Source organism: Reichenbachiella sp., assembly GCF_965233835.1.
GTDB lineage: Bacteria > Bacteroidota > Bacteroidia > Cytophagales > Cyclobacteriaceae > Reichenbachiella.
The window spans coordinates 1,628,373-1,644,560 of the sequence record NZ_OZ247585.1; the positions used below are offsets into that span (position 1 = coordinate 1,628,373).

General features: G+C 40.8%; 13 protein-coding genes. 8 read left to right on the forward strand and 5 right to left on the reverse strand.

The window, feature by feature from the left end:
• Window positions 1-94 precede the first annotated feature (94 nt).
• Entirely contained in the window at window positions 95-1,273 is a 1,179-nt protein-coding gene (locus tag ACO6S2_RS07110) for an acetyl-CoA C-acyltransferase (protein WP_422361803.1), read from the reverse strand.
• Window positions 1,274-1,566: 293 nt separating this feature from the next.
• Between ACO6S2_RS07110 and ACO6S2_RS07115 the strand changes: the two genes are divergently transcribed.
• Window positions 1,567-2,133, forward strand: a complete 567-nt coding sequence (locus tag ACO6S2_RS07115) for a DUF4136 domain-containing protein (protein ID WP_422361804.1) — start codon at window positions 1,567-1,569, stop codon at window positions 2,131-2,133.
• Between the two features lie 237 nt (window positions 2,134-2,370).
• On the opposite strand, the gene ACO6S2_RS07120 is transcribed toward ACO6S2_RS07115, so the two are convergent.
• The 3 genes from ACO6S2_RS07120 to ACO6S2_RS07130 form a co-directional block, all read right to left on the reverse strand.
• Window positions 2,371-3,474 (reverse strand): hypothetical protein, encoded by a 1,104-nt coding sequence (locus tag ACO6S2_RS07120; RefSeq protein WP_422361805.1) that lies wholly within the window; start codon window positions 3,472-3,474, stop codon window positions 2,371-2,373.
• Window positions 3,475-3,483: 9 nt separating this feature from the next.
• Window positions 3,484-4,617 (reverse strand): DJ-1/PfpI family protein, encoded by a 1,134-nt coding sequence (locus ACO6S2_RS07125; protein ID WP_422361806.1) that lies wholly within the window; start codon window positions 4,615-4,617, stop codon window positions 3,484-3,486.
• An 80-nt stretch (window positions 4,618-4,697) separates the two neighbouring features.
• Entirely contained in the window at window positions 4,698-5,495 is a 798-nt protein-coding gene (locus ACO6S2_RS07130) for a helix-turn-helix domain-containing protein (protein ID WP_422361807.1), read from the reverse strand.
• Window positions 5,496-5,782: 287 nt separating this feature from the next.
• On the opposite strand from ACO6S2_RS07130, the gene ACO6S2_RS07135 reads away from it, so the two are divergent.
• Entirely contained in the window at window positions 5,783-8,392 is a 2,610-nt protein-coding gene (locus tag ACO6S2_RS07135; protein ID WP_422361808.1) for a leucine-rich repeat protein, read from the forward strand.
• A 14-nt stretch (window positions 8,393-8,406) separates the two neighbouring features.
• Here the strand turns inward: ACO6S2_RS07135 and ACO6S2_RS07140 are convergent, their stop codons facing one another.
• A complete protein-coding gene (locus tag ACO6S2_RS07140; protein ID WP_422361809.1) occupies window positions 8,407-9,954 on the reverse strand; it encodes a hypothetical protein in 1,548 nt (515 codons plus the stop codon).
• Between the two features lie 142 nt (window positions 9,955-10,096).
• On the opposite strand from ACO6S2_RS07140, the gene ACO6S2_RS07145 reads away from it, so the two are divergent.
• The 6 genes from ACO6S2_RS07145 to leuB all read left to right on the forward strand — a co-directional run bounded on the left by ACO6S2_RS07145 (window position 10,097) and on the right by leuB (window position 16,125).
• Entirely contained in the window at window positions 10,097-11,263 is a 1,167-nt protein-coding gene (locus ACO6S2_RS07145) for a 2-isopropylmalate synthase (protein ID WP_422361810.1), read from the forward strand.
• Window positions 11,264-11,266: 3 nt separating this feature from the next.
• Window positions 11,267-11,437, forward strand: a complete 171-nt coding sequence (locus ACO6S2_RS07150) for a hypothetical protein (protein ID WP_422361811.1) — start codon at window positions 11,267-11,269, stop codon at window positions 11,435-11,437.
• A gap of 76 nt (window positions 11,438-11,513) precedes the next feature.
• On the forward strand, window positions 11,514-12,920 hold the full coding sequence (gene leuC, locus ACO6S2_RS07155) for a 3-isopropylmalate dehydratase large subunit (protein ID WP_422361812.1): 1,407 nt from the start codon (window positions 11,514-11,516) through the stop codon (window positions 12,918-12,920).
• A gap of 4 nt (window positions 12,921-12,924) precedes the next feature.
• Complete coding sequence (gene leuD, locus ACO6S2_RS07160) at window positions 12,925-13,518, forward strand: 3-isopropylmalate dehydratase small subunit (protein WP_422361813.1); 594 nt, start codon at window positions 12,925-12,927, stop codon at window positions 13,516-13,518.
• Window positions 13,518-15,053 carry an alpha-isopropylmalate synthase regulatory domain-containing protein gene (locus ACO6S2_RS07165; RefSeq protein ID WP_422361814.1) on the forward strand — a complete coding sequence of 512 codons (1,536 nt, stop codon included), beginning with the start codon at window positions 13,518-13,520 and terminating at the stop codon, window positions 15,051-15,053. The genes leuD and ACO6S2_RS07165 overlap by 1 nt, the downstream gene beginning before the upstream one ends.
• Entirely contained in the window at window positions 15,043-16,125 is a 1,083-nt protein-coding gene (leuB, locus tag ACO6S2_RS07170; RefSeq protein WP_422361815.1) for a 3-isopropylmalate dehydrogenase, read from the forward strand. Before ACO6S2_RS07165 ends, leuB begins: the two co-directional genes overlap by 11 nt.
• The last annotated feature ends 63 nt before the right edge of the window (window positions 16,126-16,188 follow it).

Here is a 16,188-nt window from a genome sequence, read left to right on the forward strand (position 1 = left end):
CTGATTAATAAAAGCTCAACGGCACTAAATAAAAAAGACTTCAGACCTGAGTTTCCCCAAATCTAAAGTCTCTTACGTCTAATTCGGTATTTTATTATGCTTTTTCTATCACGATAGCAGAAGCACCTCCGCCACCGTTGCAAATACCCGCCACACCGATGTTAGCGCCTTTTTCATGCAGCACTGAGTTTAGTGTCGTGATGATTCGTGCTCCAGAGCATCCAAGTGGGTGACCTAAGGCTACTGAACCTCCAAAGGCATTCACGCTCTCTGGATTCAAATCCAACTCCTTGATATTAGCCAAAGCTACTGCAGAGAATGCCTCATTGATTTCGTAAAAGTCAACGTCAGATTTTTCAATCCCTGCATTCTTGATCGCTTTCGGAATAGCCAAAGCAGGGGCAGTCGTAAACCATAATGGCTCTTGAGCGGCATCTGCAAATCCTCTGATTTTAGCCACTGGAGTCAAACCTAATTCTTCCATTTTGGCTTTGCTCACTAAGATCAGGGCTGAGGCTCCATCATTGATGGTCGAAGCATTGGCTGCTGTTACTGATCCATCTTTGTTGAATACTGGGCGAAGTGAAGGAATTTTTTCGAATTTTACATTCTTATATTCTTCGTCTTCAGACATTACAATTGGATCCCCTTTTCTTTGAGGAATCTCTACTGGCACGATCTCATTTTTGAATAAACCATTCGCTACAGAGTCAGCAATTTTTTTGTAAGAATTGATGGCAAATTCGTCTTGGGCCTCGCGTGAGATGTTCATTTCTTTGGCAGTGTTGTCGGCGCAGCTACCCATTGGAAATTGATGATAAGGCTCCCAAAGGCCGTCGTGCATCAATCCATCGAGCAATTGCCCATGGCCGTATCCGTGGCCGTATCTTGCCTTTGGTACATAGTAGGGCACATTCGACATGCTCTCCATTCCACCAGCTACGATGACATCAGCATGCCCTAGCATGATGCTCTGAGCACCTAGCATCACAGATTTCATACCTGAAGCACAAACTTTGTTGATGGTAGTACAGGGAACATTGTAGCCAATGCCGGCACCGATGGCGGCTTGTCTAGCTGGTGCCTGGCCTAGTCCGGCAGACACTACATTACCCATAAATACTTCGTCTACTGATTCGGCTTTTACGCCAGCTTTTTCTAGTGCGCCAGTGATGGCGATAGATCCAAGTTTGGTAGCTGAAAGGCCGGATAGGCTTCCGCCAAAACTTCCGATAGGCGTTCTTATCGCCGATACTATATATACTTCTTGCATGTGCTTACTGGGTTAATATTTTATAATCGTAAAAATAAATAGGACTACGCATTCTAAGGACAATAAGCTGCATTATTTGACTAAATAAGAATACTCTCCTGAAGAAAGTCAACCCGCTAGAATATTTGCTAAATATTGTAAAATGATTGTTGAATTTGTTGAAGAAAAAGATCTGTCGGACAAAAGAAAATTTGCTCTAGGCGAAATGCCTATTTATTGTAGGTAGTCTTTGGGTTGGCTTGGTTTTGGTATAAATAAGTACGGATTAAATGTTCAATTAAAATCTATATGTTATGAAGGCGAAAGTAATAATGATAGGAGTCTTTTCAGTATTGATGAGTGCTTGTTCTGGATTGAAAGTAGTAACTGATCAAAAAGCGAATATCAACTATGCACAGTATCAGACTTATGAGCTTCGTTATGAATCTGATCTAACTAAACAATCGGAGTTTTTTAATGAGCTAAATATCACAAGGTTTGAAAATGAGTTATTGAAATCCTTGGGAGAAAGAGGAATGATTGAAGACACTGAAAGTCCAAACGTATATATTGATATTGCATCAAGTACAGAAACGCTGACCAATTATAGCACGAACTATAACAATATGGGAGGTCGAAGATTTTACGGAAATGGCTACGGCACGAGTAATACGCGAGAGTATAGTACTAAACTAGAAAAAGTGGTTATTGCACTTCGCGATGGTGAAACAGATGAGTTGCTATGGTATGCTTCTTTAACTAAAGAGTTGAAAAACAACCCTAAAAAAGCGGCAGAAATAGTAGAGAAGGCAGTTGATCGATTAATGGAGTCTTTTCCTATCGATCGTCAGAGCAAACTAGTAGAATTACCAGTGTCATAGGCGCTAAGTGATCCAAAGAACCATCTCAGTATTGAGATGGTTCTTTTATGTCAAAGGATTATTATTGGACGTTAATCTCGGTAGTCTGCAATTCAAACACACCACTTCTGCTGTCACTCCAGATGAGTTGAAACTTTCCATTAGCTTTTGCTACAATGTTGAGATAATGTCCACCGCCGGGGAATTTGTTGGCAACGTCTCCATTTTTGTTGGTTGCGGGGTTGGTGCTGATCTTAGTTACTCTTGTGGGACTAGAAAATGATCGGCCTCCGTCTTTGGAGAAACTAAAATAGACATTTTTTTTTCTTGTTTATCGTCCACTTGGCTGTCTACCCAAGAAATTCCTACCGTACCCTTTTTCGAAATGGCGACGGAGGCTACCATTGCTTTTGATGGAAGCTGATTTTCAAATCGATCTACTCTAATATCAGGACTCCAAGTATCTCCTTTGTCTGAAGAATAATTCAACCAAACACCATTCGCTGCTCTTACAAAATAAACACGATCCTTGTATTTAGATTCTGGACTCATGTCTGCGGACATTCTCATATATCCTCTTGCTCCACCGGGCTTTGTTGTAATTAGAGATTTTCCGGATAGCTTTTTTGTCTGAGGATTGTATTTCTGAACCCAGGCCTTGCGCAAATAATGGGAGGAAGGAATAAGCACAGTCCCATCTGATAAAATGACAGGCTCGCAGAAATTGAGACGTATACCTTGACTTGGAACAAAGGTTACTTCCTTGAACGAACCTGTAGATTCTCGATGATATAATACCACATCGGCACTCATGTCATCTTTGAATCTCACTGTTGTAAAATAAAAGTCTTTGTTATGACTGGTGATTTTGGTGCCGTCATGACCATGAGGAGACTCAAATGTTTGTGCGTTCACATTCCAAGATATACCACCATTAAATGAACTGAAAAATTGGATTGGAAACTGGTGTTCGAAACTTCCTTTTGTGCCGAGCCAACTCATGGCTGTTTGTCCATTCGATAATATGGCTGTCCATGGGTCATACCCCCAATAGTAATGGGCTGTCTCGTCCCAGGATTTGCCCCCATCTGTCGAAACAAAACTGGAAAGTCTGGCGCTTTGATAGGGTCTTTGGATATCGGTAATGACCATAGCCGCAGCCAGAAGATGTAAGCTGTCATGTGGATGTGCAGATAGATGTGGTTCTACCACTGGAAGTCCAGTGAATTGAGATTGAATGGTAACCGCCTCCCCAACCATAATAGAGGAAGCGGTTTTAGGGTCAACTTGTGAAAAGCAGAGACCCTTTGTTGAAAAACAAACTACCAATGAAACCATGTATGAGTAGAGTTTCTTTTTCATGATATAAACTTATAGCGATTCCTTGTCCTTTCTTTTAGCTTTGATAATAGCTATGGGATTATTTTTTTGGTCAATACTGAAACTGACCTCACCTTTTCCAATTCTAGGATGATGAATAATACCCGCAAAAGATGTTTTGTTAGAGCTATTCGGCTTCCACTCACCTGACCTTTCTAATTCCTCTTGAATTATTTTTTTGATCTTTTCCGGTCGTATTTGATGCGTTAGTTGAAATCTGCATTCCCATTCGTATTGATCACCTTGCGAATAGAAGAAATCGACAGAAAAAAGTTGCGTAAGGGATTGTATTTGGCTCATGTAGTTAATCGCCAATTGAGTTCTTGCATAGTCATGCTCGCGCTTCCATGGGTACTCCATATGATTAGCGATTTCTTGAGCTCGACCAACTCCATAGAACTTGGAAACTACATGAAATGAGGCATCTATTCCCGAGGACAGACCGGCGGAAGTTACAATTTGACCATTGTCGGCATATTTAATGTTATTGAGGACCTCTGACTTTGGGTATTGAGATTGTAGTCTGGGAATGAGGCCTGCAAAGGTGGTAGATTGCTGGCCATCCAATAATCCTGCTTCGCCTAAAAAGAAGGCACCACTACAGACGGAGAGTATGACTTTTGTCGAATATTTTCTGTCATTCAAAAAATTCATCACCTGAGGGTCATCAGGGTTGCTTTCGGCAAGTCCACCGCCAGGAAGAACTAGTACATCCGTATGTGGCAATGATTCAATGGTATAATCGGGCATCAATTCTATATTCATTCCGATCCGTGTCATTTCCTTTTGTTTTCCAAAAGTGACGGTATTGAATCCTGCATGCTCAAAAACCGAAAGAGGGCCCGATACGTCCATCACGTCTGCACCGTTAAACAAAAAGATACCAACTGTTGGACTGGGTGACGAATGATTTTCCCTTTCCAATTCCAGAAGGGTAGGCTGCAATTGCATCTGACAAGCACTGCAAGTACCAGGGCCGGAAAAGAATTTATCATCTTCGGAACAACCACAGGGAGCGCAGAAATAGAGGACTCTGTCTTTTGGGAGATCCCCGTTAATGGGAGTTTGTGCTGAAACAGTCTGGCTCCAGACTAAGACTAAGAAAATATAAATTACGCGTTTCATAACCTTTGATTTTTAGGTTACAAGTAGCAAGGAATTGGAGTCAAATACTTGTACGGAATTGCTGTTTTGATAAACGGCTGTTAGTAAATTTTGAATTGCTTAGTCGGTGTTATACCTTCTATTCTTTTGAAATGTCGGAGAAAATGACTGTGATCGTAAAATCCAACCTGATGAGCGGTTTGAGAAACGGAATGATTGGAAAGAATCATTTTGGCCTTTTCAATACGGATATTCCTTAGATACTGTATGGGCGTTATACCGTACTGTCTTTTGAACTGACGCAAAAAGTGAAAGGGGCTAAGGTGGCACGTTTCAGCGATTTGGGCTAGCGTTAGATTTTCTCGGTAGTTTGCATGTAAATATTCCTGAGCCAACTTTAGTGATTTGGGTGGTTGGACTTTAAAGTATTTATGATCTTTAATTAAAAGCATCAATAGTTCAGTCAGATTACTTTCGAATTCTAATCGACTCTTCTGTTTTAAGTTTGATATTAAAGAAAGTACTTTGTTGGTAGAAAAACAGTCGTAATTTGGTTCTGTGTCGAAACGAATATCACCTGCCCAAGGAATCTCATTTTGTTCATAAAAGGAACCTATGAAATCTTCGCCCAATCGGATGGTATGAAATTTCAACAGTTGGTTATCCATCGAATGGCCAGCATGTAATTCGCCAGGGTTTATGATCGATACCCCCCCTTTACCAATCTTATATTTAATGGATTCAGTGAAGCCCTCATTTACTCCCTCTTCAATCAATTGGATGGTATAATGATCATGGAAATGCTTTGGAAATTTATGATCGTGATAGGAAGTGGTGCTTATCGAGATTTTTTTAAGAAAAGAGACTTTATGATAACGGATGTCAATTTGCTTAGGCATACAAGTCAAACGTTGATGTGAAATCTAGGTTTGGCCGTTCATGTAAAAGTAGGATTGAGTTTTGGTATGTGACAATTGTAATTCATCAAGAGTTGTGTTGTTATTTTATTGACTGTTTTTGAATGGATTTTTAGTTGTTTATTCTGGAGATAGTGTCATTCAGATGACAATTTTTACTACTGAGCTAAAATGTATGGAATGACCTAAACTGAGAGGTAATTTTCCCGTTGGGTAGTATTTTGAAAATATTTAATGTAACTAATTCAAGACTAATCAACGCAAATATTATGTTTATACCTAATCCTAACTTCAGAGCTTTTATGCTCTTATTTGTGATCCTATCTTTCTTTTTAACTCAGGCTTCAGCCCAATACATTCTTACAGACGATGATGTAACGATGAGTTACGGACGAATAGCGAGCTGTTCATACAATTTTGAAGAAAAGAATATAATTATTCCCCAAACACTAGATGGAGAGACGGTTATAGGTATTGTTAACAAAGGTTCAGGTCAGTTAGGCGTATTTGATAGTAAGGGGATTACTAGTGTGCAATTGCCAGCTACTATGGAATATGTAGGAGACAGAGCTTTCATTGGCAATGAAATCACTTCAGTTAGTTTTACTGGAAATGTTGCTCTAGAAAGAATTGGAGAATACTCCTTTGCGTACAACAGTATTAGTGCTATTGATCTAACTGGCTGTCCCAATCTCAAAATGATAGATGAAGCCGCATTTCGTAATAATTCTTTCACCAATTTGTCCATCGCACATGGGTCTCTTGAAGTAATTGAGCATCATGCTTTTAGAAATTGTGGTATCAGCAGCTTAGATCTAGACAATTGTCCAAATTTACAATTGATTGGAAATTATGCCTTTCAAGGCAATGCTATTGAGACAGTCTCCTTCGTCAATAGTACATCTTTACACATTTTAGGAGCTTATAGTTTTGCTGACAATTCTTTGTCTGGTTTTGATCTCAGTCAGTTTACTTCATTTGTGCAACTAAGAGAATATGCTTTTAACGGAAATACCAATATTACATCGGTAACCCTGCCTGCGCCTCAAGACGCCCAGTTTGAAAATTGGGTTGATGAGTCTGGAAACATAGTGGATCATACACAGCCAGTCTCGGATTTGACAATCATGTATAGCGCTGTGATTCCATACACCCTTACAGATGAGGATGTGGTTATGGAAAACAACTGGATTCGTGGCGCTTCATTCGATAGAAGATATACGCACATTATCATCCCACCTGTACTTGATGGACAGCCGGTTGAATACATTTATAACCAGGGCCCTGGTACATATTCTAATCTCAATAATTTTGGAGTAGTTGGTAATAGAAACCTTGTGTCGATAAAATTGCCTTCTTCTATGAAATATGTGGGCATTAACTCTTTTGTTAATAATCCATTGATCGAATTAGATCTGTCGGAATGTCAAAGCCTAAATAGTATGGCTAGTCAGGCATTCTATAATCATAAAATGACCGAGGTAGATTTGAGTCAGTGTACTAGTTTGACTTTTATTGAAAGTTTGGCCTTGCATAGTGTAACGATGACGAGTTATACCTTGCCCAAACCTTCAACTCCAGATTATACTTTCAATTATTGGTACGAAGGAAGCAATTCTGGATCTCCTCATGATGGGGAGGCTTCTACAACTCAAAAGTATCGAATAGATCGAACCTGGAATCCGGATATTAAATTTGTAGTCGTAAACCAAATGGATGAGCCAATAGAAGGTGTTCAAGTTGTGTTTGAAGGATATGAATCGATTCAGACAAACGCAGATGGAATAGCCACTTTTGAAAATACACCGGCAGGTGGTTCTTTCGATTACGAAGTAACAAAACTTAACCACACATCGGAAATCAAGACTTTTATTTCAGATCAAAACACTTCGCAGCGTCAGATTGATGTTGTTCTTACTCAAACAGCATATTCTGTAACTTTTACAATTCAGGATAAAGAGGATGCTGTGTCTGGTGCTGAGGTCACTCTAACGGGCTATGGTGAAATAAGCACCGATGACAATGGTGTAGCATTTTTCCCTACGGTTGATCCTGAAGAAGATTTAGAATACACTATTATCGCTGATGGCTATGAAAATAAAACTGGAAGTTTTTCAGTTTCGGATAGTGATGTAAATGAACAGGTTCAATTGGATTTGATCACCTATGATGTCACGTTTGAAGTTACAAATGGTGATACCGCAATTGATGGAGCAGTTGTAAGCTTGGCGGGTTATTCTGATCATGTTACGGGAGCGGATGGAAAAACTGTTATTAGTGATGTAGTACCTGAGGAGGATTTGACTTACACCATAGAGGCCGATACGTATGATACAGAGCAAGGAACAATTTCAATCTCTGATGCAAATTTGAATGTAGAAGCCAGTTTGGTGCTGTCAGTATATAGTATCTCATTTGTTGTTACAGATGGACAGATACCGATTGAAGGAGGAGTGGTTGTTTTGACCGTCCTAGGAGAGGCAACCACGAATGCAGAGGGGTTAGCCGTAATTGAAGGGGTACTCCCATCTGAAGCCATAGGTTTTCAAGTGACTGCAGATGGATTCGATCCATTCAATGGAGAAGTAGCGGTAGTCAATCAAGATGTGGAAGAAAATGTCCAACTGACGGCTGCAATTCTTGAAGTCCCTGAATTAATTGAGCAAACTATGGAGATATATCCAAATCCGGCAGGAAGCGAACTGCACTTAAAAGGTAAAGTTGGCGCTAATCTCGAGATATATACACTATCTGGTAATTTGCTATCCAAAGAGCGCATTGTGCGACCTCAACAGATTATTGAATTGGACTCATTTCCTGATGGGTACTACTTGTTGAAAATTGAAAACCATGTACGGAGGTTGGTTATAATTCATTAGCCCAATGAGAAATATCAGATCTCACTCAACCTCAGCAATGCCTTATCTTTAATAATGCTTTGCACAGGACGCCTCTCAATTTTGGATTCCAGCCAGGAGATAATGTCAAAGTAGATAAAGGCTCGTCGCTCGTATGGATCTTTGGTGAGTGGAATCAGGTTTTCGCGTAGCGTTCTGAATCGTTTGACCAATTCCTCTTTAGTGATATTCGTCTTTAGTCTAACTAGAAAGTTGAGAATGTACTTCTGATACAAATGGAGATCTTCTTTTTTTAGAAGGAATCTATAGGTCGAACGCACGTAATACTCAATCAGCTCCATATTACCCAACTCATAGTGAGCGATCAGATTCAGAATCCTGGCAAAGCCATGAATATCTTCTCTGAGGTCCACTTCCTTGGAATTAATGATTTGATTCAACCAATAAATAGCTGTTTGATAATTGTCATTCCCAAAATACAAACAGGCGGTTTTGTAAAATAAAATCACCTTAGAGTGCATGTCCATTTGATTCATGAACTGCTCCATGCCCGGCTTGATTCGTTCCATCAATTTCACCCCGCGTTCAAAGTCACCCATCAAAAACAACCTGTTGAACTCATGAACGAAGGTGTATTTCAATAGCTTCATCCGAATGTTTTCATTCAGCTGAGCGGGAGGAAGGTTGTTGAGCGCACGAAGCTCTCGTGTAGTGGCGTGGAATTCTCGATATTTAAGAAGCTTGTTTTGAGCAATCAGTAGGTTGTTTAAGCTATTGATATAGGATTCAAGCATGGAGTTGATCAATGCTTTATTGTTATGAAATAAGTCTACCAGCTTGTTGGCATATTGAAACCCTTTTTCAAAATCTTGTAAAAAAAAGTAATAGCCAATGTATAGGTTATATAGACTGATTTTTTCACTATTAGAAAGCTCCTCTTCAACAAAGACTGGCAAGGTGGCTGCGAATACATTTTGAATTTTGTTGTAGTCTGTTTCGCTTCTAATGAATCCAATTTTTTGATAAAGAGATTGAAGTTTTACTTGTAGATTGGAAAATGAGTTGATGTTATTGATACGATTGTTTACGCGTTGTACGTCTACAATAATTTCATTGGTTCGAGCTACATTTTCTTTTCCTGAAGTATGAAATAAAACTTGCTTTTCCCACTTCAAAATCTCTAGTTGCATTTCGAGGTTGCCGCCTTTGATGGCAATTTTCTTCACCTTTTTAATGACCTCCGCGCATTGTTTGTACAGTCCCTTATTAAACAAGATCTCAGCATGATCGATCATGTCTCGAATCTTGATATTAGGCAGGGTATTGGCGTTGTAGTCTCTTAGGGCATTCAGGATTTTTGTGTATAGGTGCGCTTTCATGTTAGAAAGCTGCGATCGTTTGATGCTTGTGTCCTTTTTTACAATCTCTTCGTCATCAAACGCTTTTTGACTGTCTATGATATTGAATAGTCTTGAGAATTTTTTTTCTTCTCCATTGGCCATTGAGAGCTTGAAATAGCGCTTTTCACTCTTTTTGAGTGACTTGATTAAATGGAATAAAGCATCAGATCTCTCTTTAGACATTGTAATTAAAGTTGTATTATTTCAATTTAAAATTGATATATGGGCAAAATTAACCATTTTAGAAATCGTAATTAAAAAAATATTAGGCATTTTTTAGCGAATTGTCGCTAAGTAGTTTTGTATTCTTAATTAAACAATAACTATGGACAATCGCATACACATTTTCGATACAACACTACGTGATGGGGAACAAGTGCCGGGTTGCAGACTAGATACCAAAGGCAAACTATTGATTGCCGAGCAATTAGAACATTTGGGAGTAGACATCATAGAAGCTGGATTCCCAATATCTAGCCCCGGTGATTTCGAATCTGTTTCCGAGATTTCAAAATTAGTAAAAGATACAACTGTTTGTGGTCTTACTAGAGCGGTTCAGAAAGATATAGAATGTGCAGCTGAAGCATTGAAACATGCCAAGCGACCAAGAATTCACACCGGAATAGGTACCTCCAATCAGCACGTGTTCACAAAGATCAAAACGACTAGAGAAGACATTATTGCTAGAAGTAAGCAAGCCGTCAAGTGGGCGAAGAATTTCGTGGATGATGTGGAGTTTTACGCGGAAGATGCGGGTAGAACGGAGAATGAATTTTTGGCTCAAGTCATAGAAGCAGCGATTTCAGAAGGGGCTACAGTAGTCAATATTCCAGACACTACCGGATATTGTTTGCCAGAGGAGTATGGCGCAAAAATCGAGTACCTGATGGATAATGTAAAAGGTATTGAGAATGCTGTTATCTCTACCCATTGCCATAATGATCTTGGTTTGGCTACTGCCAATTCCATAGCTGGAATTCAAAACGGCGCTCGTCAGATCGAATGTACGATCAACGGCATTGGTGAAAGAGCAGGTAATACATCGCTTGAAGAAGTAGTGATGATCATGCGCAAGCACAACTGGATGAAATCTGATACCAATATCGATGCCACTCGCTTGAATGCAATGTCAAGGCTGGTGTCTGAAACTATGAGAATGCCGGTTCAACCAAACAAAGCGATTGTAGGTAGCAATGCCTTCGCACACTCTTCAGGGATTCATCAGGATGGTGTCATAAAAAACCGAGACAACTACGAAATTATCGACCCGGCAGAAGTGGGAGTGGATGAGTCCTCTATCGTCTTGACCGCTCGAAGCGGGAGAGCAGCACTGAACTACAGAGTAGAAAAGCTTAATGTGAATCTTTCTAAAGATGAACTAGAAAAAGTCTATCACGAGTTTTTGAAAGTGGCCGACAAGCACGACGTAGTCGATGACAAATTGCTCAAAGGCATGTTGAGTGAGTATTTGATGACGAATGTAGAAATGTAAGTGATGGACAATTACAACAATAAAAATAACCCCAAAGAAGAGAATCAGCAGTTGGAAGCCTGGCAAGAGGATTTCGAGATGGAGAAGAAGGAATTAAATGCCAGAGTGTTTCTGGCGTCTTCTCAGTGTCGAGGGACCAACGAGAACTTTTTGTATGCCTTTGGCTGCGAATGAAATTGGGTAAATGTCACCTCAATAGCTATAGGGGAGACTTTTTTTAATAGTAATTAATTAGAGAATTAAATTAAACGTGGAAGCAAAAACATTATTTGATAAGATCTGGGATGCTCATGTAGTGAGCGAGATCGAAGGAGGGCCAAGCGCCATATATATTGATTGTCACTTGATTCACGAAGTGACTAGTCCACAGGCTTTTGCAGGAATTGAGAAACGAGGTGTGCCGGTTTTCAGACCGAATCAAACATTCGCGACACCTGATCACAACGTGCCAACCGAAAATCAGCACTTGCCAATTCAAGATGCATTGTCAAAGTTCCAAGTCGATAAATTGACTGAAAACTGTGAAAAGCACGGAGTGTCTCTTTACGGATTAAATCACCCTTACCAAGGTGTAGTACACGTGGTAGGACCACAGTTGGGTCTTACTCAACCAGGTATGACGATTGTTTGTGGCGATAGCCACACATCTACTCACGGAGCCTTTGGAGCCATTGCTTTTGGTATTGGTACGAGTGAAGTGGAAATGGTATTGGCTTCGCAGTGTATCATGCAGCCGAAGCCGAAGAAAATGAGAATTACCGTAAACGGTGACCTTGGCGAAGGCGTAACGGCCAAAGATTTGGTACTCTATATTATCTCTAAAGTAACAGCTGGTGGCGGAACAGGCTATTTCATCGAGTACGCAGGATCAGCATTCGAAAACCTAACAATGGAAGGTCGAATGACGGTGTGTAACATGAGCATCGAGATGGGTGCCAGAGGTGGATTGATTGCGCCTGATGAAACTACTTTCGAATATGTGAAAGGAAGAGAAAATGCACCGAAAGGAGCTGATTTCGACAAGGCGGTTGAAGAGTGGAAGAAATTGAAAACTGACGACGGTGCAGTATTCGACAAAGAATTGGAATTCGACGCAGCTGACATTGAGCCAATGATTACCTATGGTACCAATCCAGGGATGGGTACTAAGATCAAAGCTTCAATTCCTGCACTTAACGATATTGAAAAATCTGAGCAAGAATCTTTCCAGAAGTCAATGAACTACATGGGATTCTCCGATGGTGATGCATTGGTAGGGAAGCCGATAGATTATGTCTTTGTAGGAAGCTGTACTAACGGTAGAATCGAGGATTTGAGAGAAGTTGCTAGCTATGTCAAAGGCAAGCAAAAAGCGGAGAACATTACGGCATGGATCGTACCAGGCTCTAAGCAAGTAGAAAAGCAAGCACAAGAAGAAGGATTGGTAGAAGTGCTCGAAGAGGCAGGTTTCAAATTGAGACAGCCAGGTTGTTCGGCTTGTTTGGCCATGAACGACGACAAAGTACCGAAGGGAAAATATGCGGTTTCTACTTCCAATAGAAACTTCGAAGGCAGACAGGGCCCAGGCTCTCGTACCCTCTTGGCTAGCCCGTTGACTGCTGCTGCTGTGGCTGTTGCCGGCAAAATTGTTGATCCTCGTGAACCTGTAAACTCTTAATCAGATGGCTATTGAAAAATTCGTAAAAATAAATTCAGCGGCAGTTCCAGTAGCTACCGAAAATGTAGATACAGATCAGATCATCCCTGCCAGATTCTTGAAGGCAACGACAAGAGAAGGCTTTGGTGAAAATCTTTTCCGTGATTGGAGATATGATGGAGAAGGAAATGAAATTCCAGAATTTCCATTAAACGATAAAAAATATTCAGGTACCATCTTGGTGGCTGGGAAAAATTTCGGCTGTGGTTCTTCTCGTGAGCATGCTGCTTGGGCAGTGCACGACTATGGATTCAAAGTAGTGGTGTCAAGTTTCTTTGCAGATATCTTCAGAAACAACTGCCTGAACAACGGCGTGTTGCCTGTGCAGGTGTCAGCTGAGTTTGCCGACAAAATATTTGCTGCGATCGAAGCAGATCCGAACACCAAATTTGATGTGGATTTGGATTCGCAAACATTCACAATTTCTTCGACAGGTGATTCGACTTCATTCGAAATCAGCCCATACAAGAAAGAGTGCTTGCAAAATGGATACGATGATATCGACTATTTGATATCTCTAAAAGATAAAATCGAAGCTTACGAAGAAGCGAGAGCTTAATGAAAGTAGAAATCCTAGATACGACCCTTCGGGACGGAGAACAAACCTCCGGCGTAGCTTTCACTGAAAGTGAAAAGCTTACCCTCGCCCAACTCATCATCGATGAGCTGGGTGTGGATCGTTTGGAGATTGCCTCTGCGCGGGTATCTGATGGAGAGTATCGGGGAGCTCAAAATATTTTAGACTGGGCCAATCAAAATGGTCACGGTCACAAAATCGAAATCCTCGGTTTTGTAGATGGTGGTAAATCATTGGATTGGATCAAGGAAGCCAACGGGCAGGTGATGAACCTGCTGACCAAAGGCTCATTGAAACATTGCACGGCTCAGTTGAGAAAAACACCGGAAGAGCACTTGGTTGATATTGCTGAGACGATAGCTTATGCCGATAAGTTAGGGATAGCTATCAATGTCTATCTCGAAGACTGGTCGAATGGCATGATGGACTCTCCGGAGTACGTCTATCAAATGGTAGAAGGGCTACAAAAAACCAGTGTGAAACGCATCATGTTGCCGGATACTTTGGGCGTACTCAACCACGAGGAAGTAAGTAAGTATTGCACAGAAATGGTGAAGCGTTTTCCAAACGTTCATTTCGATTTTCATGCGCACAACGATTACGATCTTTCGGTGGCTAATGTATTTGAGGCCTTGAAGGCTGGTATGAAAGGCATTCACACCACGCTGAACGGACTAGGCGAGCGAGCGGGCAATGTGCCACTTTCTAGCGTAGTGGGTATCATGAAAGACCACCTCAATCTTGAGGTAAATCTGGATGAAACCAAGCTGTACAAAGTCAGCAAGGTCGTCGAAGCATTTTCTGGGGTACGTATACCGGCTAACAAGCCATTGATCGGAGAATTTGTATTCACACAAACTTCTGGTGTACATGCCGATGGCGATAGCAAGGACAACTTGTATCAGACAGCATTAGAGCCTACTCGATTTGGACGATCTTATTCATACGCATTAGGCAAACTTTCCGGCAAGGCCAATATTCTCAAGAACCTAGAGGCTTTAGGCATTCAATTGTCGCCAGAAGAGACAAAGAAAGTAACTGAGCGGATCATCGAATTGGGCGATAAGAAGGAAACCATCACACAGGAGGATTTGCCATTCATTGTCAATGATGTATTGGGTAATTCGGTTTCCGATCCTACGGTCGAAATTCTGAATTACTCTTTGTCAGTAGCAAAAGGGCTAAAGCCTTCGGCAACGATTTCTGTGAGTCTAGACGGTATCGTGCAAGAAGAAACAGCACCTGGAGATGGACAATATGATGCATTTATGAATGCCTTATTGAAAATCTATGCTACAGTAGGAAGAACGTTCCCAAAGTTGGTGGATTACGAAGTTAGAATACCACCCGGAGGTAATACGGACGCATTAGTGATGACCACCATTTCATGGAATTGGAATAGGAAAATATTAAAAACCAAAGGGCTAGACCCTGACCAAACAGTGGCAGCAATTAAAGCAACCACACGAATGTTGAACATAGTAGAAAGTAAAGAAGTAAAAGAATATGCAGTATAAAATAGCTACACTTCCTGGAGATGGAATTGGACCTGAGATAGTAGAACAGGCCGTAAAGGCCATGAAATCTGTGGGAGAGGCTTTCAATCACGAATTTGATTTTCAATTCGCGCCAGTAGGTGCATCTGCAATTGATGAAGTAGGAGAGCCTTATCCGGAGGCTACACATAACCTTTGTATGGAGTCTGATGCCGTTCTTTTCGGTGCTATCGGAGATCCGAAGTATGACAATGACCCTTCGGCAAAAGTTCGTCCAGAGCAAGGCTTGCTAAAAATGAGAAAGCTACTTGGACTTTATGCAAACATCCGTCCGGTAGTGACTTTCCCTAAGTTGAATTATAAGTCACCATTGAAAGAAGAGATTGTAGAAGGTTCTGATTTTGTGGTCATTCGTGAGTTGACTGGTGGTATTTATTTCGGGGAGCCAAGAGGAAGATCTGAGGATGGACATACAGCCTTTGATACTTGTGTGTACAACAAAGACGAAGTGAAGAGAATTCTTGACTTGGCTTATGAATACGCTGGTAAGAGAAGAAAGCATTTGACTGTAGTCGACAAAGCCAATGTATTGGGTACTTCCAGACTGTGGAGAGAAGTAGCTCAGGGCATGGAAAAAGAGCATAGCGACATTCAAACTGAATATATGTTTGTGGACAATGCAGCCATGCAACTGATCCAATGGCCAAAGAAATTCGACGTGATGGTAACTGAGAATATGTTTGGAGACATCCTTTCTGATGAAGCAAGTGTAATTACTGGTTCTATGGGATTGTTACCTTCAGCATCTGTGGGTATCCACACTTCAGTGTTCGAACCTATACACGGGTCATACCCTCAAGCAGCTGGTAAAAACATTGCTAATCCCATTGCTACCATTTTGTCAGCAGCGATGTTGCTAGAGTCTTTGGACTTGATGAAAGAAGCTGAAGCGATTAGAAATGCTGTGAATCAGGTGATCGATGAAGACTACTTGACAGAGGATTTGAATAAAGAAAATGCAAAATCTACTACAGAGGTAGGAGATAAAATAGCCGAACTGATCCGTGCAAATAGCACAGTATTAGAAGGTTAGATAAAATAGTATTAAAAATTGCCTAAAATGCTAGGACGTTAAAAATTTTATGTTCTACCTTTG

Coding starts and splice junctions, on each gene's coding strand:
- ACO6S2_RS07110 (WP_422361803.1), bottom strand. CDS start 1,273: ATGCAAGAAGTATATATAGTATCGGCGATAAGAACGCCTATCGGAAGT.
- ACO6S2_RS07115 (WP_422361804.1), top strand. CDS start 1,567: ATGAAGGCGAAAGTAATAATGATAGGAGTCTTTTCAGTATTGATGAGT.
- ACO6S2_RS07120 (WP_422361805.1), bottom strand. CDS start 3,474: ATGAAAAAGAAACTCTACTCATACATGGTTTCATTGGTAGTTTGTTTT.
- ACO6S2_RS07125 (WP_422361806.1), bottom strand. CDS start 4,617: ATGAAACGCGTAATTTATATTTTCTTAGTCTTAGTCTGGAGCCAGACT.
- ACO6S2_RS07130 (WP_422361807.1), bottom strand. CDS start 5,495: ATGCCTAAGCAAATTGACATCCGTTATCATAAAGTCTCTTTTCTTAAA.
- ACO6S2_RS07135 (WP_422361808.1), top strand. CDS start 5,783: ATGTTTATACCTAATCCTAACTTCAGAGCTTTTATGCTCTTATTTGTG.
- ACO6S2_RS07140 (WP_422361809.1), bottom strand. CDS start 9,954: ATGTCTAAAGAGAGATCTGATGCTTTATTCCATTTAATCAAGTCACTC.
- ACO6S2_RS07145 (WP_422361810.1), top strand. CDS start 10,097: ATGGACAATCGCATACACATTTTCGATACAACACTACGTGATGGGGAA.
- ACO6S2_RS07150 (WP_422361811.1), top strand. CDS start 11,267: ATGGACAATTACAACAATAAAAATAACCCCAAAGAAGAGAATCAGCAG.
- leuD (WP_422361813.1), top strand. CDS start 12,925: ATGGCTATTGAAAAATTCGTAAAAATAAATTCAGCGGCAGTTCCAGTA.
- ACO6S2_RS07165 (WP_422361814.1), top strand. CDS start 13,518: ATGAAAGTAGAAATCCTAGATACGACCCTTCGGGACGGAGAACAAACC.
- leuB (WP_422361815.1), top strand. CDS start 15,043: ATGCAGTATAAAATAGCTACACTTCCTGGAGATGGAATTGGACCTGAG.